Source organism: Lachnospira multipara LB2003, assembly GCF_000702205.1.
In the GTDB taxonomy this organism is placed as follows: Bacteria; Bacillota; Clostridia; order Lachnospirales; family Lachnospiraceae; genus Lachnospira; species Lachnospira multipara_A.
This window is the reverse complement of record NZ_KL370871.1, coordinates 187,655-207,605: the sequence shown is the minus strand read 5'-3', so window position 1 is coordinate 207,605 and position 19,951 is coordinate 187,655. Positions and strand designations below refer to the sequence as shown.

Sequence of the window (19,951 nt, the reverse complement as noted above, 5' to 3'; positions counted from 1 at the left end):
TATGGTTTTGTAAATTGCCTATGATATAATTGTAGTGCAGTTTAAATGGTGGAGGTATTTTATGAGCGACGATTATAAAGAAATCGATGACAATAAGAATGATTCTAGTAATGTTAACAATACAAATAATTCTAATAATTCTAATGATGATAGAGGCAGATATGAGAAGATATGCGTTATTTGTAGAAGGACAGAATCCCAGTGTAAGGGACCTATGATTGATTTATATAATAATATAACAGTATGTAATGATTGTATGCAAAGGACTTTTGATTCTTTAAATAACATGCCAATGAATAATGATTTATTTAATGGCTTTGGTATGAATATGTTTAATCCTAATATGGAGAACGTGCCTAAAAAGAACAAATTAAAGAAGAAAAAGGAAGAAGAGAAGAAGGAATTCCCTGAGATTACACTTAAGTCTCTTCCAGCTCCTCATAAGATCAAGGGTATGCTTGATGAATATGTTATTGGTCAGGATTATGCTAAGAAGGTTATGTCTGTAGCTGTATATAATCATTATAAGAGAGTTGCAACTAATACTCAGAAGGAAATTGAAATTGAAAAATCAAACATGCTTATGATTGGACCTACTGGTTCTGGTAAGACATATCTTGTAAAGACTCTTGCAAGAATTTTACAGGTGCCATTAGCAATTACAGATGCTACATCCCTTACAGAAGCAGGTTATATTGGTGATGATATTGAATCTGTATTATCTAAGCTTTTAATGGCAGCAGATAATGATGTTGAAAAAGCTGAAAGAGGAATTGTATTTATTGATGAAATTGATAAGATTGCTAAGAAGAAAGAAGTAAGAAGTAGAGATGTATCTGGTGAATCAGTTCAGCAAGGACTTCTTAAATTATTAGAAGGCAGCGAAGTTGAAGTACCAGTAGGTGCTACAAGTAAGAACGCTATGGTTCCAATGGTAACAATGGATACAAGTAATATTTTATTTATTTGTGGTGGAGCTTTCCCAGATCTTCCTGAAATAATTAAGAATAGATTAACAAAGAGCTCATCAATAGGATTTAACGCTGACTTAAAGGATAAATATGATGACGATGAGAATATTCTTTCTCATGTAACAACTGAGGATTTAAGAGAGTATGGTATGATTCCTGAATTCCTTGGTAGATTACCAATTGTATATACCCTTGAAAAGCTTAATAAAGAAGCACTTATTAAGATTTTAAAGGAACCAAAGAATGCAATTCTTGCCCAGTATCAAAAGCTTTTAGCCCTAGATGAGGTAGAACTTAAATTCTCAGATGATGCTCTTGAAGCTATAGCTAATAAAGCAATTGAGAAAAATACTGGTGCTAGAGCACTTCGTTCAATTATAGAAGATTTCATGCTTGATATAATGTATGAGATTCCAAAGGATAGCAATATTGGAACAGTAACAATAACTAAGGAATATATCGAGGATAAGAAGGCTCCGCTTATACAGATGCGAGGCCAGGGCTTACTAGAAGCTAAGGCGTAACTAGCTGAAATATAGTATAACTTTAGTTATGCTTATTGTAAAAAATAAAATTATATGATAAATTTAAGAAAATAGGAGTTTTTCTCCGGTTAGGATGTAATTATGAAATACAAAGCACTTGCCCTAGATTTAGATGGGACATTAACAGACAATAATAAGAAATTGCCAGAAAGAAATAAGGAGGCGATTTTTAAAGCTATTGAGAAAGGAGTAAGTGTAATCCTAGCATCAGGAAGACCTCTATTTGGTATTACTCCAATAGCAAAGGAATTGGACTTAAGTTCTAGAGGTGGCTATATACTAGCATACAACGGTGGACAAATAATTGATTGCAAGACAGGAGAGTGCCTTTATGAGAAGGTACTTCCTAGAGATTGCATGGAGGATGTGTGTAAATTTGCAAGAGAGAATGGGGTTTATGCATTAACTTATGAAGACACAACAGTTGTATGTGAAAGTGATGAAGATCCATATGTAATAAAAGAAGCTAAATGCAATTATACAACAGTTAAGAAGGTGGAGAGCTTAATTGATTTTGTGGATTATCCAGTGGCTAAATTTTTAGTAGTAGGAGAACATACAAAGCTATTGCCAGTGCAGAAGGCAATTCTAGAAAAGTATGAAGGAAAGGTGGATGCTTTCTTTTCAGAGGAGTATTTTCTAGAGGTTGTACCAGCTAATGTAGCTAAAGATGAATCACTTAAAATACTACTTGAAAAAATTGGACTTAAAACAGATGAATTAATTGCTTGCGGAGATGGAATGAATGATATTCCAATGCTAAAAATTGCAGGTTTATCAGTTGTTATGGCAAACGGTTACGATGAAGTGAAAAAATACGCAGATGTAATTGCGACAAGCAATGAGGAATGTGGAGTTGCACAGATTATAGAAGACTATATTCTATAGTCTATGTGGATTATTAAGAGGGATAGAGGAATGTATATATTTAAGAAAAAAGTTGATTATCCAATGACGGATATTCATATTCATATTTTACCAGAGACTGATGATGGGGCTAGTGATATTCAAACTACAGTGCAGATGCTTGAACTTGCTTATGAAGATGGCATCAAGACTTTGGTTTGCACTCCTCATTATCATCCTGTTAAATGTAAATTACCACAGGCAGAAATTGAAAGAAGGGTAAAGGAGATAGAACATATAGCTAATCAGCTATATCCTGATTTAAAGCTGCTTCCTGGCCGCGAGTTTTTCTATAGCCAGGATATGGTAAAAAATATTAAACAACGTGGAATGACAATTAATCACTCAAGATACGTACTTGTGGAATTTGATTATTCTGAGAGCCGTCAGGTTATAAGAAATGGAGTGGTTAATATATTAAATGAAGGGCTGATACCTATTATTTCACATATTGAGAGATATCCAAGCATTATTCTAAATGAGGATATGGCCGTAAATTTAAAGGAAATGGGTGCAGTACTTCAAATAAATGCAGATGCCTTAGTTGGCGAAGAGGGTGGCGATGCTAAGAGGTTAGCTAAGCACTTACTTAAGAAAAAAATGGTAGATGTTATAGCAACTAATGCTCATACAGCAGGTAGAAGATGTCCAATAATGGGAGATGTTGTACAGTGGATATCTAATAAATATGGCTATGACTATGCCAAAAAAATAGCAAAAGAAAATCCTAATAGAATAATTAGGGATGAATTTATTGATTAGAGGGGTTTTAAATGAATAACAATACAGCAGCAGAAAAACAGGCGGAGGAAAGGGAGATTGACCTTGGCCGTTTATTATCAATTCTTTGGGAAAAATTTATATTAATAATCTTTGTTGGCGTATTATTTGGAGCGGTATCATTTCTTGTGTCCAAATTTCTTATTACGCCGGTTTACATGTCTACAACTCAGCTTTATGTTCTAAATAGAGCTGATGATTCCACAACCACATTAACTGATTTACAAACTTCAACTCAGTTAACAAAGGATTATATTATACTAGTTCAATCAAGACCAGTTCTTGAATATGTAATTAGCGATTTGGATCTTGATAAAAGCGTAAAGGAGTTAAGTGAGGCAATATCTGTTACAACAATCGCAGACTCACGAATTTTACAAATATCAGTAAAGGATGCAGATCCTTATATGGCAAAGGAAATAGCTGATTCTATGGCTAATTTTGCTGCTACACAAATTTGTGAAATTATGCATATAGAGGATGTTGAAATAGTTGAGGATGGAAATGTGGCTGCTGCGCCAGAGTCCACAGGAATTAAGAAGATTACAGCTGTGGGAGCTTTTCTTGGAATTATATTATCATCTGGAATTATAGTGATTAAATCATTACTTGATGACACAATTAAGACTTCAGATGATTTAGAAAAATACCTAGGAATTAGTACACTTTCTATTATTCCATTGTGTAAGGAAATGGATGATGGAAGAGGTAAATTATCTAAGAAAAAATCTAAGAAAAAGGGGAGTAAGTAGCCATGCAAACAATTAATATTGAACGTCTTATTAAATTGGATTATAGAGCTAATGAAAGCTATAAAAATTTAAGAACCAATATTCAATTATGTGGTTCTGATATAAAGACAATTATGTTTACAAGTACCACACCAGGTGAGGGAAAATCAACGGTTTCCTTTAACTTGGCAGTTTCCTTAGCCGAAGCTGGGAAAAAGGTGATTTTTATTGATGCAGATTTAAGAAAATCGGTTTTGGTAGGTAGATATAAGATAAATAAATCAGTTAAGGGACTTACTCACTTTTTGTCTGGTATTAATAAATTTGAGGACGTTATGTATGGAACTAACGTTGATAATTTAAATGTGGTTTTTTCAGGTCCGGTGCCACCAAATCCTACAGAACTTCTTGGAAATAAGGTTTTTAAGACGCTTTTAAAGGTTTTAAGAGACCTGTATGATTATATAATAATTGACACACCCCCAATAGGAAGCGTTATTGACAGCGCCATTGTAGCAACAGAATGTGATGGAACAGTGGTTGTTGTTGGCTCTAATATGGTGGGATATAAGTATGCTCAAAAAGCGGTGGAACAATTAAAGAAAACAGGAACTACGATACTTGGAGCAGTACTAAACAAAGTGGATGTTAATGACAATAAGTATTATGGCAAGTACTATGGAAAATATTACGGAAAATATACTGATGCAGCTGAATAATAAGGTATACGAATAATTATAAAAAAACATAAAAATACGTGAAAAGCTTTATTTTTTGGGTGTTTTATGCTAAATTAGTAGATGCTGTTTAGGGGAGAAACAGCACAATTTTTAGGAAAAAATAAGGAGACCATTTATGGCAGGATTCTTTACAAGATCGAAGAATGACATGAAATATCTTTTTGCAAAGAAGGATTCATTGTCTAAGAAGGAACGTAAAAGAAAGAGACGCGGCTGGTCTACAGTAATAGGTATTGTACTTGTTTTGATTCAGCTTGTATTAACAATATTAGTTTTAAAGAATGTAATTACATTGGATATATTACCAACTAAATATTTAATCGGATTAACATTGTTTGTAATATTTGTTTGGCTTTATGATTTTACATCGCAATTTAGTAACTTTAAGATATTGGGTAAATTACTAGCGATATTATTATCTGCAGTAATGCTTTACAGCTATATATTCTCAGCTAAGGTAGTTTCTACATTATCTACTATTTCGGGAATATCAACTACAACAGATATTTACTCAGTGGTTGTTCTTGAAAGCGATAAAGCATCATCAATTTCAGATATTGGTGATTATAAAGTGGGTTATAATGATACAATTGATAGTCAGCTTTATAAAGAGGCTATGGATTTAATTGAATCTAATAATAAGGTTTCACCTGAATATAAGGATTATGATTCATGGGAGAATATGTTTGATGCATTATACGCTAATAAAGATATCCAGGCAGTTTTAATTTCTAATTCATCTCTTACATCTTTAAAGGAGACTGATGAAACCCTTGATGGCAAGATTAAAGTAATAGGAACTGTTTCAGTAGTATCTAAGATTACTGTAGAAAAAGCTAAGAAGGTAAGTGCTAGTAAGCCATTTGTAATCTTCTTATCAGGATTTGATGAATTTGATACATTATCATATACAGGACACAGTGATGTTAATATTTTAGCTGTGGTAAATCCTGAAACAAGACAGGTATTACTCGTAACAACACCAAGAGATTCTTATGTTGAGATATTTGATGACAATGGTGGTTCAGATTTAGATAAATTAACACATGCAGGTAACTTCGGTGTTGATAATACAATTAAGACTTTAGAGAACCTCTATGATGGTCTTGATATTGACTATTTTGTTAGAGTTAATTTTACAGGATGTATGGGAGTTGTAGATGCTCTTGGCGGAATTACAGTTGAATCAGAGACAGCGTTTAGAAGTGGAACTAATGCTTACTTTGAGCCGTTTGACTTTGACGAGGGTGAAAATTACTTAGATGGTGCTCATACACTTGCCTTTGTAAGAGAAAGAATGGCTTTCAAGGCAGAAGGCGACTTTAGAAGAGGTAGAAACCAGATTGCAGCTATTAAGGGTATTATTAATAAAGCTACTTCTCCTGCAATTCTTACTAACTATTCAGCAGTACTTGATGCTGTAAGTGATATGATGCTTACTGATATGCCATCATCATTTATTACACAGTTAGTTAAGGAACAGCTATCAAATGGCGGTGAATGGAATATTCAAAGTTATGCTGTACAAGCTGAAAGAACAGGATATGGCAACAGTAGATACTTTGATTTATATGGTATGTCAGTTGATTACTTGTCATCAGACAGTATAAATATGGCTAATCAACTTATGACAAAGATTCAGAATGGTGATGTATTTGATGTAGATGAATATGTCGAGAATGCTAATAATGAAGCAACAAGTCAGTCAACAACATCATCAACTAATAAATAACAATAAAATAATCTAGAAAACGAAAAAAGATAAAGTTTTGGATAGTGATTAATTTGATTAGTCACTATCCTTTTTTTATGAAATTTGATTAAATCGGTCAAATTTAATCAAAATTAGTAAGACAACGCCACGTACTTGTCATACAACACTTTATTAATTTAAGTGAACAAAGGGTGAAACTGGCACCTATGCCAAAATAAAATTAATATTTTTCGTATTTGCTAAAATTTCTTAGGTGAGTACCTAAACTAACTTGTCAAAATTAAGTGAACACACTATAATATGCCTTGTAGGGAAAAGACAGATTAAGTCTTTAAAGTTGAATTCTTTAAACCTAGAAGAATTCAAAATTCTTGTAAAAGTGGAAGGATACCTTTTATGAGATATATCTCTAAATAATATCTAAAGGAGTTTGAAATTATGGGATATGTTGATGAAGTGTTAGAACTAGTTTCTAAGAGAGATGCAAGTCAGCCAGAATTTATTCAGGCAGTAACAGAGGTACTTAATTCTTTAAGACCAGTTGTAGAGAAGAATGAGGAACTTTACAGAAAGAATGCTATTCTTGAAAGAATTACAGAGCCAGATCGTCAGATTATGTTCAGAGTACCATGGGTAGATGATAATGGTAATGTTCAGGTAAATAGAGGTTTCAGAGTTCAGTTTAATAATGCAATTGGACCATATAAGGGTGGTTTAAGACTTCACCCATCAGTAAACTTAGGTATTATTAAGTTCTTAGGTTTCGAGCAGATTTTTAAGAACTCACTTACAACACTTCCAATCGGTGGTGGTAAAGGTGGTTCTGACTTCGATCCTAAGGGTAAGTCAGATAGAGAAATTATGGCATTCTGCCAGAGCTTTATGACAGAGCTTGCTAAATATATCGGTGCTGATATCGATGTTCCAGCTGGTGATATCGGTACAGGTGCTAGAGAAATCGGCTTTATGTTTGGTCAGTATAAGAGAATTAAGAACCTTTATGAAGGTGTTCTTACAGGTAAGGGTCTTACATATGGTGGTTCTTTAGCTAGAACACAGGCTACAGGTTATGGTCTTTTATACTTAACAGAAGAATTAGTTAAGTGCCATGGTGATAAGATGGAAGGTAAGACAGTAGCTGTATCTGGTTCAGGTAATGTTGCTATCTACGCTATTGAGAAGGCTCAGCAGTTAGGTGCTAAGGTTGTTACATGTTCTGATTCAACAGGTTGGATTTATGATGAATCAGGTATTGATGTTGAACTTCTTAAGGAAGTTAAGGAAGTTAAGAGAGCACGTCTTACAGAATATGCTGCTGCTAAGCCATCAGCTAAGTATTTTGCTAAGCAGAATGGTGAACATGGTGTATGGCAGTATAAGGTAGATATCGCTCTTCCATGTGCTACACAGAACGAACTTGACCTTGAGGATGCTAAGGCTTTAGTAGCTAACGGTGTTAAGTATGTTTGTGAAGGTGCTAACATGCCTACAACAATCGATGCAACAGAATACTTCCAGGCTAACGACGTTTGCTTCGTAGGTGGTAAGGCTGCTAATGCTGGTGGTGTTGCTACTTCAGCTCTTGAAATGAGCCAGAACTCAGAAAGACTTAGCTGGACATTCGAGGAAGTTGATTCTAAGCTTAAGAATATCATGGTTGGTATTTACCACAATATCGATGAAGCTGCTAAGGAATATGGCATGGAAGGCAACTATGTAGCTGGTGCTAATATCGCTGGTTTCAAGAAGGTTGTTGAAGCTATGCTTGCTCAGGGCGTATTCTAAGATATAATATGTTCATATAGATTAGATTAGTTATAGTCTAATTTTTCCTAATTAAGTTTTAATAGTTTGTACGGGATTTAAGCATATATAGGTTGTAAAAAGCCTATATATGCTTTTTTTTTTACTCGTTTTGTATTAAAATTATTTAAGATGGGTTGATAGTGAATAATAATACATGACTAACAATACATGATTAACTAAATAGTAATAGGAGGACTTATGCTTAATAATAAACTAAGACTTGAGTTGAAGAAAATGGCAATTATTACAATGATGCTAACAGCTGTAATATCTCTTTATGGATGTGAAGATAAGAAAAAGAATAAAAAGAGTCAGAAGATAGAGACAACAGTGGAATCTGTTAATGAAGAGGAGACCATAGGATTTAAAGGAACGGGATATACAATTTATACTCCAAATACCTGGGATGATTCTAAGACAGAGAATAAAAGTCTAGATCTTATGATTTATGAAAAGGATATTACTAGTGATTTTGCTAGAAATCTAAATGTTATTATTGAGGATTTGTCTAAGTATTCGGTAATGGATGTTGATAAATATTTAGATGCTGCTAGTACTAAGTTGGTAGAGGCTGGCTACAGAGTGGATGAGACTAAGGACATTGAAATTAATGGACAAAAGGCAACATCATTAATATATAGCTATAGTACTAATGGTTACTCGATTAAGGGTTTGCAGACATATATTTTTAATGATGCTAATAAGAAGATGTATATCATTACATATGCATGTAGTGAAAGTGAATTTGATAGTCATAGAGCAGATGGAGAGCAGATTATAAGCACATTTAAGTTTGATTAGTAGGGTAGAATTATGGCAAATATTATTAAACTCATGGATTTACTTAGTGATGAAGAAATTAGGATGCAGATAGCACTTTTTGAAAGCGTTAATATGGGAAATGTGGCTAGAGAAGCAGGCAATAGGCTTTTGCTTGGGCTAGCTGATGTTGCTAACGCTTTTTCTGAGACATTTACTAACAAATCCGTGGTTAATTTCGAATTTACTACTACAGCAGATGCAGTTATGGATAGATATATTGAGCTGCAAAAAACTGATAGAGATGAATTAAATGACCTTTGTATAAAAAAGACATTGGATATATACAAAGAAATCAATGGTAAGGAATATACAGGGGATGTAAAAAGTCCGATTTATACAAAGGAATTAGTGAATATTGCTGCTTATAATTTTAATATTAATAAATATAAGCCCTTGGGCAGTAAGCTTGATGAAATTGAGAAAAATTATGAGAAAATGATGCTAAATGCTATTTATACTAAAATGTCTAATTTATCCAATAAAGATTATTTGGAAACTGTGAAATTAATGGACATGGCATTAATTCATTTAAGCCTTGAGAATAGACAAAAACTACAAAGAGTCTTAACACCTGTATCATTTAATGGAAAAGGGGTTATAAGCGCCCTTAGAAAAAGAAAAGATCTTGATAAGATTAAGACAGTTTACGAGATACTTGGGGATAATGCCTTTAAAATGGTGGATATAGATCTTAGTATAATTTATGCCACATTAAGAGGTCTTGGAAGGGTTTCAAGATGTTTAATTGCAAGGTTTATATATATGCTTGTGAAAAAAAGCGACACTGTCTTTTCTATAGCTAATGAAAAGCTTCCTTCAGGAAATCTTGATACAGTACTTGATAATTATCGCCATGAAGATGGAATCTTTAGGGAGAAACTTGCAAATCAAATTGCTATTCAAAAAAAGATTGATGAAAAAAAGAAAAATGAAAGTCAAATACAAAATCAAGCTGCTAAATTAGAGGAGGAGATTGAATCTATACTAAAGGATTTTTATGAGGCTAAGGATGATTTTTCTAAGCTAGATGCCATAAAGAGTGACTATCTTAAGAGAAAGCGCTCTAGTGCTGATTCAAAAGTGTATTATGGCAAGGTTAATGAAAGCAAAAGAAAGATGGATAGATTCTCTGATTTAGCTGAAAGGAAGTCTAATAGGCTCACTGAGTTAAAGACAAAGCTTGATGAGATTAAAGAGGATATAAGGTTAGAAGAATTAAATCTTGATAAGGCTAAGGCTGAGAATAAGACAGAGGTTGATAAAAAGGCGGATGAGCTTATGAAAACTTATCTTAAGAGATTTAATAGGGTCAAATTTGAGCCAGGAGTGTTTTATGATATTGTGGTAAGATTTAGTCTTGATGAAAGACTAGAAATTGAGAGATTTTTACTTGAAATAGAAGAGGAAGACGATTATTATAGCTTTGATAAATCTTATGTGGAAATTCCGATTTTTATTGGAGGCAGAAAAACAGCCCTTCTTAAAATGGATGACTATCTATGTAAGGATATTATTTAGCTAATAATAAAGAGGTATTTAGATGTTTTTTGGAAGTTATAAAGAAGTGGTTTCTTATCTTGATAATCTTGGTCAATTCGCTAAGGGAACAGGAGTGGAAAGAGAGAGAATACTTCTTGATAGATTGAATAAAATAGACATGAATTTAAAATTTATTCATGTTGCAGGAACTAATGGAAAGGGATCAACCTGTGCTTTTCTAGCTAATAGTCTAGAATGTCTTGGCTTAAAGGTTGGTCTTTTTACGTCACCTCATTTAGTTAAGATTAATGAGCGTATTAAGATTAATGGTGAGGATATAAGTGATGAGGACTTTTATAATTGCTTTAAAAGGGTCGCATCTGTAATTACGGATGGAGAGTTTGCTTACTTTGATCTAATTATGGCCACTGCAATTGTGTATTACAAACAAAAGTGTGTGGATATAATTGTTCTAGAAACGGGATTAGGTGGAAAACTTGACGCAAGTAATGCTATTAAAAGTCCGATTTGTTCTATTATAACTGGCGTAAGTCTTGAGCATACAGCTATCTTAGGTGATACCATTGAAAAAATTGCTAGTGAAAAAGCTGGCATTATAAAGCCTAAAGTACCAGTTATTTTTAATGCCAATGATAAAAAAGTAGCAGAAGTTGTTAATAATAGATTTAAAGAGGTTAATAAAGATTCTTGCTACAATAAGATTTTTCCAGTGACAAAAGAAATGTATCATATTAAGGAAATATCACTGGGGAATATTGATTTTTTCATTGATAATGATTATTATAGAAATGATTGTTTTTTTGTTGGCAGTAATGGAATATATCAGGTGTTAAACGCATCTCTTTGTTTAATGGCTTTGGCTGTATTAGCTAAGGACGGACTTATTAATTTCAACAAAGATGCAATTAAAGAAGGCATTAAGAAAACTAAATGGCCTGGACGTATGGAACTTGTAAAAAGAAATGTTTTTATTGATGGTGGTCATAATCCTGAGGGGGTTAGTAGATTCATAGAATCAGCAAGGTCTATTCTTGAATTGGATAAAAAAAGAGCTAAACTATTATTTTCTGTAGTTAGCGACAAGGACTACACCCATATGATCAAGGATTTAGTTGAAAGCAATTGTTTTGATGAATATATAATCACAGTTGTTGGAGGTCTAAGAAAGGTATCAGCTGATGTAATTAAGGATATCTTTAATAGATTTACTGATAAGAAAGTGACGGTTATAGACGATGCCGGAGAGTTTATAGATACATATGAGGGTAATGATTATTTATTTGCAGTAGGCTCTCTTTATTTAGTAGGAGAAATTAAAAGAACGATTAATTAATGGAGGCAATAATATGATAGATTTTGATGAAGAAATTTTAAAATACCAACCAAGTTTGGAAGTAGAGGACGCAGAGGAAGCAATTTATAGTAATGACATTCCAGATATTACAGAACTTATTAAAGGTATTATTGGGAATGACAGAAAGGACAAATAATTAGTATGAGATGTTTTAAGTGTGGAAGTCTTCTTTCGGCTAATAATACATGCCCTAAGTGTGGTGAGGATGTAACTATCTACAAGAAAACATGCCTTGCATCAAATGCTTATTATAACCTTGGCTTAGAGAAGGCTAGAGTTCGTGACCTAAGTGGCGCAGTAGAAACTTTAAAAATAAGTCTTATGATTAATAAATACAATACTAACGCAAGAAATCTTCTTGGTTTAGTTTATTGTGAAATGGGAGAGGTTGTGGAAGCCCTTACACAGTGGGTTATTTCTAAGAACCTTACACCGGATGATAATGTTGCTAGTGACTATATTAAGAGAATTCAGTCAAATCAGAATAGATTTGAAATGGTTACAGGAACAATAAAGAAATTTAACCAAGCTTTAGTATATGCTAAGGAAGACAACCTTGATTTAGCTATTATTCAGTTAAAAAAGATTATTATGTCTAATCCTGCACTCCTTAAAGCTCAGCTTTTACTTGGTCTTCTTTATCTTAAGACTGATGAGGATACTAAGGCAAGTAAGTGCATTAATTATGTATTAAACGTTGATAAGAATAATACAATTGCTCTTAGATATAGTGATGAATTAAAGAAAAGAGCAGCACAAAAAAAGGACGAGACAGCAACTTCATTCTTACCTAAGCGCAAGAAGACTATACCAGAGAATAAGCCTCTTAATGGTAATGATGTTATTATACCTCGTTCAACCTATAAGGAACCAAGTAATGGTGGTATTACAGTGATTAATATTCTTATAGGTGTATTAATTGGTGCAGCCCTTATATGGTTCTTAGTAGTACCTGCAAGAAATAAGGGAATGACAAGTGATTATAATAAGTCTCTTGCAGATTATTCAGAACAGTTATCATCATCAAGTGTTGAAATTAATTCATTACAGGCACAGGTTGATGATTTAACAGCTCAGAAAGAATCACTTGAATCACAGCTTACTAATGTTACAGGAACTAGTGGAAGTAATGCATTGCTTATTTCTTTAATAAACGGCGCTAATGCATATATTTCAGGCAATACAACTGCAGCAGCAGAAGCTATTATGGATATTGATGTAAGTGCTCTTCCAACTGATGAAGCTAAGTCTTTATACAATACAGTTGCTACAGCTACTTTATCTAATGCAGCCACATCATTCTACAATGCTGGTAGAACTGCCTATTCATCAAGAAATTATGAAATAGCTGCTAATAATTTTGTAAAGGCATATAAGTGTGATAGCACTAATGTTAATTATGTATATTATGCTGCATTAAGCTATGTTGGATTAAACGATACAGAAAATGCTAAGCTTTATTACAATTTAATTATTAGTGATTTTGCTTCAAGTAACGCTAGCTACTACAGTGAAGCTAATTCTTATGTGTCATCACATTAATTGGAGTTTTTATAAATGGCAATGACAGAAATTGAAATGCACTATAATAAATTCAATGAGGATAAGAGATTATTATCTCGCCATGGACATGTTGAATTTGTTACTACAATGAAGTATGTGCATATGTTTTTAGATAAGATAGAACAAGATAATGATACTAGAAAGGACCAGATAAAAATTATTGATATTGGAGCTGGAACTGGAGGTTATAGCGTACCATTAGCCAATGAAGGCTATGATGTGACTGCTGTTGAACTTGTTAAGCATAATTTAGGTCTTTTAAAGGCTAAAAAAGCCAATGTTAAAGCCTATCAGGGTAATGCAATGAAATTAAAAAAATTCGAAGATAATTCCTTTGATATGGCATTGCTTTTTGGACCTATGTATCACCTTTTTACAAAAGAAGACAAATTAAAAGCTTTAAGCGAAGCTAAGAGGGTTGTTAAACCTGGTGGATATATTCTTGTTGCATATATTATGAATGAATATAGTGTAATTACTTATGCCTTTAAGGAAAAGCATATTATGGAATGTTTAGAAGAAGGCAGATTTACAAGTGATTATAAGACTATTTCTTCAACTAAGGATCTATATGACTATATGAGAATTGAGAATATTAATGAGCTTAATGAGGAATTATCATTACAGCGAGTTAAGATTATTTCTCCTGATGGTCCAGCTAATTATATAAGACAGTTCCTAAATGCCCTATCAGAAGAAGAGTATGAGGGATTTATTAAATATCACCTAGCAACTTGTGAAAGACAAGATTTAATAGGTGCTGGTGGACATACCCTTGATATATTAATAAAAAATCAATAAAAGCAAAACCCCCGATAATTTCTTATCGGGGGTCTTTGTTATTTAAAATCAAATTTAATTATCATCATCGCCTACATGGTTATTAGCAGTTGTTTGCTCTTGCTTAGAACCTGATTTTGATGTATTGCTTTGCTTTGATGGTTTACTGCTAGCTTCTGATGTAGCTCCAGTTGAGCTATCTGTAGCTTTCTGTGTAGGAGCAGCACTGTTAGAATGTAAATTACATATCTTAGTTAGCTGATCTCTTGAAATACTATATTGAGCATCTGCAGTTGTGTAATTAACGGCACCATCGCCACCAAGGGTTGTTGTAGCTGAGTCCTTAACTGTAAGGATTCTTGAAGTTGTTGATGGACAACCACTTGCTGCTACAAGACCTGATTCGTTACATAATGTAACTCTTACGTGAACATCACATGTATCCTTTGGTACATTATCTGTAGAGAAGTATTCTGTAATATGAGTACTTCCACGCTCATCTAATGCACATAAATCAGATGGTAATTTACCTGACTTATTACATACCTCAACTTGAGTTATGCCTTCCGGCTCTTTATATGTACCTGTTGGGTCATTAGTGTAATCATTAATTGATTCCATTATCTTACCCCAGATACGTGTATGATTAACACTGTTAACTGTTGTTGAGTTATCATCATAACCAACCCAAATTGATGCTGAGTAGTATGGAGTAAATCCGCAGAACCACTTATCTGTATCATTCTGAGTTGTACCTGTCTTACCACATGCTGGCTGACCAGATATATTAGCTGCTGTAGCAGTACCATTAGTTACTACTGAACGAAGAGCTGATGTAAGTAGCCAAGATGTTGTTTCCTTAAGTACTCTATGAGTCTGTGGTGTTGAATTATCAATAATTACATTACCTTCATTATCGAGTACCTGAGTATAGTAAATAGGTTTAGTATATGTACCGCCATTAGCAATTGCTGCATAGGCTGCTGTCATATCGATATTACATACACCCTTTGTCATACCACCAAGTGCTAATGACTGAACCACATCATGGCTGCCATTAATTGCATCGCTAGGTGAAACAAGTGTAGATAAACCAAAACTCTTAAGGTAATTAAAACCTACCTGAGGAGTTATAGCTGTAAGAACCTTAACAGCTGGTACGTTTTCTGAAATTGTAATTGCTTCTCTAACTGTCATAATACCACGATATGACTTATCGTAGTTTGTTACTAATTTTGATTCTGAACCACTATAGTAGTATGGAGCATCATCAATTGCTGTTGCAAGAGTAATAGCACCTGTATCAAGGGCAGGTCCATATGCAACAAGGGGCTTGATTGAAGAACCAGGCTGTCTTGTAACATCATCAGTTGCTCTGTTTAATGTTCTATTACCTGTCTTTTCTCCACGACCACCAACTAATACCTTAACATAACCTGTAGATTGTTCCATAAGAGAGAATGAAACCTGTGGTTGAACTACAAATTCAATTGATTCATTTGTAATTGTACCGTCATTTCCCTTCATGGCATCTTCGTATTCTTTAATAAGTTCATTAGCTCTATCTTCACTTGACTGTGTTAATGAGAATGATGAATCTCCTCTTGTTTGATTAAACCATGTCTGCATTGTGTTATGGTTGTAATAATGATAAGTTCCATCTCCACTCTTTACAGCAAATGAAAGATTTATAGAGAACTGAGTTGAACGTGGCCAATTTGACAAATCATTGATTGTATCATCTGCAATTTCTTGCATCTTAGAATCTTGAGTTGTGTAAATTTGTAGGCCACCACCATAAATCATATTAGTAGCTTGTTTTTCTGTATATCCATACTGTTCCATAAGGTCAGTTGTTAACTGTTCAATAACCTCATCAACAAAATATGAATAAGTAGAAGAACCGTCTGTTGCAACATCAAGGCCTTCAAGTCTTGCATAAACGTCATCTGCAATAGCTTCATCATATGTTGCCTGAGTTATATAACCCTGTTCAAGCATATTAGATAAAACCTGAAGCTCTCTTGATCTGTTCTTATCAGGATTAGTGATAGGATTTAATCCTGTCGGGTTCTTAGTAATTGATGCTATAACAGCACATTCACTAAGATTTAATTCTGATACATCTTTATTAAAATAACCTTGTGCAGCTGCCTGTACGCCGTAATAACCATTACCTAAGTTAATTGTGTTTAGGTAGTTTTCTAAAATGTCATTCTTTGACATTACAGTTTCTAGCTTAACAGCGAGGTATTGTTCTTGTATTTTACGCTTTACTTTCTCTACGGTTGTTTCGTTGTATGCATTAAATACATTATTCTTTAGGAGCTGCTGAGTGATTGTTGATGCACCCTGTGATAAACCGCCATTAGAAACGGCAATAGCACCAGCTCTCACAATACCTTTAACGTCGATACCATTATGTTCATAGAAACGCTCATCTTCAATTGCAACAAATGCATGCTGAAGTTCTTCTGGTATCTGGTCAAGTGTTACATAAGTTCTGTTGGCACCTGAATAGGCGAGAGTTTGAATCTCTGTTCCGTTGTTATCATATACTTTGGTTGCGAATCCATCAGGGGATACGTCGATAGATTTAATATCTGGCGCACTTTCGATAATTCCTTGAATAGAACCAAAGGCTAAACATGAAACACCAACAACAAGGGCGATAGCGACAATAAGTACTAGCTTAATGCCAAAAACTCCAAGCTTATTCTCAAGCTTTTTTGATGAAGAGTTTAGAAGCTTTTTCTTGTCTCTAATGCCTCGTCCACCGTAATTCATATATTCACCTCATTTTTCTTGTACCTAATGTACATTGCATGATATTATATCAGATGTGTGCTGGGATTAAGAATAGAGTAACCAATGTGAATTGCTTACTAAATCAAGACTAGAAAATAGTTAAATATCCAGCGACCACATAGTTTACGTATAGAAGTTAATTGTAAACTCTAGATGTCTGACTGATATGCGGTTAAATTATATCATATAAAAGATATAGGAGCAATGTTTATGAATGTAGTGGTAGATAACGGTAGAGGGGAAATAGTTGAGAAAAAATCTCGATTTATAGCACATGTTTTTTCTATAAAGACAGAGGATGAAGCAACAACTATTATTAATCAAATAAAGAAAAAATACTGGGACGCCAGACATAATTGTTTTGCTTATGTGATAGGAGATAAGGGTGAAATCCAAAGGTTTTCAGATGATGGAGAACCACAAGGAACAGCTGGAAAACCAATTCTAGAAGTGATTACAAGTAGAGATTTAACTAATGTATTAGTTGTGGTTACAAGATATTTTGGTGGAGTATTACTTGGAACGGGAGGACTTGTAAGGGCTTATCAGGGTGCTACAATTGAGGGACTAGCTAATGCAACTTTGGGTGAAATTATAGATGGCCTAACAGCTAATATAGAATTTGAATATACTAATTTGGGTAAGATTCAATACATATGTGAGGCTGATAATATCCAGATTGATGAAACTAATTATACTGAAAAAGTGCACATGGCATTAACAATTGAAAAGGAAAAAATTGATGGATTTGTGCATAAACTCCAAAACGAATTCTCAGGTGAAATTCAATTAGAAGATATAAAAGAGAAAAAAATCTGTAAAAAGATAAAGTAGAACAGAATAATATGTATTAAAATATGAATAAAATATGAATAGTGGTAAAAATTGACAATAAAGGGTGCGAATAGTAAATATTCGCACCCTTTATTTGTGAAAGTTATTAATTTTGTCAAGAAACGTGATTGGTTTTAGTGCAAAATTCACATAAAAGATGAAAAAAGCATTACTTAAAAAATAATAAATAATAAATAATTTGTTATTCTTTTTACAAAAAATTCACAAATTAAGGCTCAAAAAAGGGGCTTAAACACTGAAATTCATAAAAAAGACAAAAAAAATACAAGAAATGTTTAAAATAGTCTTGTTAAAATATAACAAAAATGCTAATATAAGCACGTTAGAAAAAAACTAACGGGGGTGTTCCCCAAAACCAATTAAGGAGGGTTTTAAGGTTTATGAAAAAGACAATCAAAAAGCTTACTGCTGTAGGTTTAACACTTACTTCAGTAATGGGTCTTGTTGCTTGTGGAGCTTCTAGCTCAAACAGCGGCAGCAAAGAAAAGAAAACAGTTGACTGGGCATCAGTTGAAAAGCCAGGTACATTCAAGGTTATGGCAGATGGTACTGTAGTAAAGGATACTAACGGTGCAGATGCATTCTATTCACAGCTTGAAGAACTTACAGGCCTTGATATTGAATGGGTACGTCCAGAACATTCAGCTTATTATGATCAGGTAGCATCTACATTTGCTTCAGGTGATCTTCCAGATGTAGTACTTCTTTCATCTGATTACTTAGCATTATATGCTAACAACGGTTACCTTTGGGATATGACAGATGCTTGGGCAAAGTCAGAAACAAAGAATTCTGGTAGACTTATCACATCTGCAGATAAGATCGAAGCAGCTAACGTAGTTTTAGGTGCTGACGGCGAAGAAGCTATGTATGGTTTCTCACCATTCCGTGGTAATGGTTGCTGTACATATGTTAAGACTTCTTGGTTAGAGAAGGCAGGCTTATCAGAAGCAGACGTTAAGGATAAGACTCTTACATATAGTGAATACTATGATATTTTAAAGAAGATGAAGGCTGCTTCTTCTTCAGATTATGTAATTTCAGCTCCAGGTTGGATTGGAACAGAAGCTCCATATACAAACTATCTTCCTGAATTCTATCAGGATGCAGAATACACATTCTACCTTAAGGGTGATGAATATGTTGATGGTTTCGCTCAGGACGAAATGAAGGCTGCTCTTCAGAGACTTCAGGACGCTGTTAAGGATGGTATCATCGATCCATCTACAGAAGGTCAGACAACAGCTCAGGCTCGTAATAAGTTCTATTCAACAGATCCATCTACAGAATCAGGTGTATTCACATACTGGGCTGGTACATGGGCTGATACATTAAAGACTAACCTTGCTAACAAGAAGCTTGATGACAGATTAGTTGCTATTTACCCAATTAAGGAACTTGGTAGCTATACTGAAAGACTTTCAACAGCTTGGTGTATCACATCTGCAGCAGAACAGTCAGGTAAGGCAGAAGGTATCTTTAAGTACTTCATCGATACAATGTTAGATGGTGGCGATGTTCAGATGTTATGGCAGTATGGTGCTAAGGGAACACACTGGGATGATAAGGCTGAAACAGTAACTCTTCAGACAGCTAAGGCTGGTGACGCAGTTAAGTCTTATACATACGAAGAAGGTAAGTTCCACTTCTTACCATCTCCAGAAGATCCAACAGCTCTTATGAAGAAGAACCACATCGATCCAGTTCTTGCTATTGCAACATTCAAGGGCGAAGATCCAGGTGCTTCATCATTAACAGATGTTGTTAAGGATAACTTCGAAATGTTCTCTAACCATTCAGATGTAGCTAAGCCACTTCCAATGACAGAAACATTAGGTAACAATATTACAGATATCAACAAGGCTAGAAACGAAGTAATCTCTAAGGTTGCTCTTGGTACATGGTCAGTTGATGAAGCTATGAAGTATTATCATGATACAGTAGATTCTAAGGCAGATGCTGTAATTAAGTCTTTAAATGACTTATTAAAGTAATTCTGTTATCAGAATAAATTTCAGCAATAGCTGATTCAATGACGAAAGTCATTTATGGAATTCATATCGGAGGGGTAGCCCT

At 34.0% G+C, this 19,951-nt stretch carries 16 protein-coding genes; 15 read left to right on the top strand and 1 reads right to left on the bottom strand.

The annotated features are described in order from the left end of the window. The first annotated feature begins 61 nt into the window (after positions 1–61). The 13 genes from clpX to T537_RS0110355 all read left to right on the top strand — a co-directional run bounded on the left by clpX (position 62) and on the right by T537_RS0110355 (position 14,233). Positions 62–1,495 (top strand): ATP-dependent Clp protease ATP-binding subunit ClpX, encoded by a 1,434-nt coding sequence (gene clpX, locus T537_RS0110415; protein ID WP_027438286.1) that lies wholly within the window; start codon positions 62–64, stop codon positions 1,493–1,495. Between the two features lie 102 nt (positions 1,496–1,597). Continuing rightward, a complete protein-coding gene (locus T537_RS0110410; protein ID WP_027438285.1) occupies positions 1,598–2,404 on the top strand; it encodes a Cof-type HAD-IIB family hydrolase in 807 nt (268 codons plus the stop codon). A 30-nt stretch (positions 2,405–2,434) separates the two neighbouring features. Then, positions 2,435–3,184 (top strand): CpsB/CapC family capsule biosynthesis tyrosine phosphatase, encoded by a 750-nt coding sequence (locus T537_RS0110405; RefSeq protein WP_027438284.1) that lies wholly within the window; start codon positions 2,435–2,437, stop codon positions 3,182–3,184. Positions 3,185–3,195: 11 nt separating this feature from the next. Beyond that, the gene (locus tag T537_RS0110400; RefSeq protein ID WP_027438283.1) at positions 3,196–3,954 is read left to right on the top strand and encodes a YveK family protein; all 759 of its coding nucleotides are present in this window, start codon (positions 3,196–3,198) and stop codon (positions 3,952–3,954) included. 2 nt (positions 3,955–3,956) lie between these two features. Continuing rightward, positions 3,957–4,652 carry a polysaccharide biosynthesis tyrosine autokinase gene (locus tag T537_RS0110395; protein ID WP_027438282.1) on the top strand — a complete coding sequence of 232 codons (696 nt, stop codon included), beginning with the start codon at positions 3,957–3,959 and terminating at the stop codon, positions 4,650–4,652. A 136-nt stretch (positions 4,653–4,788) separates the two neighbouring features. Beyond that, positions 4,789–6,405 carry an LCP family protein gene (locus T537_RS0110390; protein ID WP_027438281.1) on the top strand — a complete coding sequence of 539 codons (1,617 nt, stop codon included), beginning with the start codon at positions 4,789–4,791 and terminating at the stop codon, positions 6,403–6,405. Positions 6,406–6,825: 420 nt separating this feature from the next. Next, complete coding sequence (gdhA, locus tag T537_RS0110385; protein WP_027438280.1) at positions 6,826–8,172, top strand: NADP-specific glutamate dehydrogenase; 1,347 nt, start codon at positions 6,826–6,828, stop codon at positions 8,170–8,172. A 219-nt stretch (positions 8,173–8,391) separates the two neighbouring features. Beyond that, positions 8,392–8,994, top strand: coding sequence for a PsbP-related protein (locus tag T537_RS0110380; protein WP_027438279.1), 603 nt, complete (start codon positions 8,392–8,394; stop codon positions 8,992–8,994). A gap of 12 nt (positions 8,995–9,006) precedes the next feature. After that, positions 9,007–10,533 carry a coiled-coil domain-containing protein gene (locus tag T537_RS0110375; protein ID WP_031557758.1) on the top strand — a complete coding sequence of 509 codons (1,527 nt, stop codon included), beginning with the start codon at positions 9,007–9,009 and terminating at the stop codon, positions 10,531–10,533. Between the two features lie 22 nt (positions 10,534–10,555). Then, positions 10,556–11,848 carry a bifunctional folylpolyglutamate synthase/dihydrofolate synthase gene (locus tag T537_RS0110370; protein WP_031557756.1) on the top strand — a complete coding sequence of 431 codons (1,293 nt, stop codon included), beginning with the start codon at positions 10,556–10,558 and terminating at the stop codon, positions 11,846–11,848. Between the two features lie 13 nt (positions 11,849–11,861). Further along, the gene (locus T537_RS12975) at positions 11,862–12,005 is read left to right on the top strand and encodes a hypothetical protein (RefSeq protein ID WP_197017995.1); all 144 of its coding nucleotides are present in this window, start codon (positions 11,862–11,864) and stop codon (positions 12,003–12,005) included. A gap of 5 nt (positions 12,006–12,010) precedes the next feature. Then, entirely contained in the window at positions 12,011–13,411 is a 1,401-nt protein-coding gene (locus T537_RS0110360) for a tetratricopeptide repeat protein (RefSeq protein ID WP_031557753.1), read from the top strand. 21 nt (positions 13,412–13,432) lie between these two features. After that, positions 13,433–14,233 carry a class I SAM-dependent methyltransferase gene (locus tag T537_RS0110355; protein WP_031557750.1) on the top strand — a complete coding sequence of 267 codons (801 nt, stop codon included), beginning with the start codon at positions 13,433–13,435 and terminating at the stop codon, positions 14,231–14,233. A 54-nt stretch (positions 14,234–14,287) separates the two neighbouring features. On the opposite strand, the gene T537_RS0110350 is transcribed toward T537_RS0110355, so the two are convergent. Further along, positions 14,288–16,999, bottom strand: a complete 2,712-nt coding sequence (locus T537_RS0110350; protein ID WP_051637220.1) for a transglycosylase domain-containing protein — start codon at positions 16,997–16,999, stop codon at positions 14,288–14,290. Positions 17,000–17,230: 231 nt separating this feature from the next. On the opposite strand from T537_RS0110350, the gene T537_RS0110345 reads away from it, so the two are divergent. Next, complete coding sequence (locus T537_RS0110345; protein WP_027438274.1) at positions 17,231–17,854, top strand: YigZ family protein; 624 nt, start codon at positions 17,231–17,233, stop codon at positions 17,852–17,854. Positions 17,855–18,255: 401 nt separating this feature from the next. Continuing rightward, positions 18,256–19,869 (top strand): ABC transporter substrate-binding protein, encoded by a 1,614-nt coding sequence (locus tag T537_RS0110340; protein WP_027438273.1) that lies wholly within the window; start codon positions 18,256–18,258, stop codon positions 19,867–19,869. The last annotated feature ends 82 nt before the right edge of the window (positions 19,870–19,951 follow it).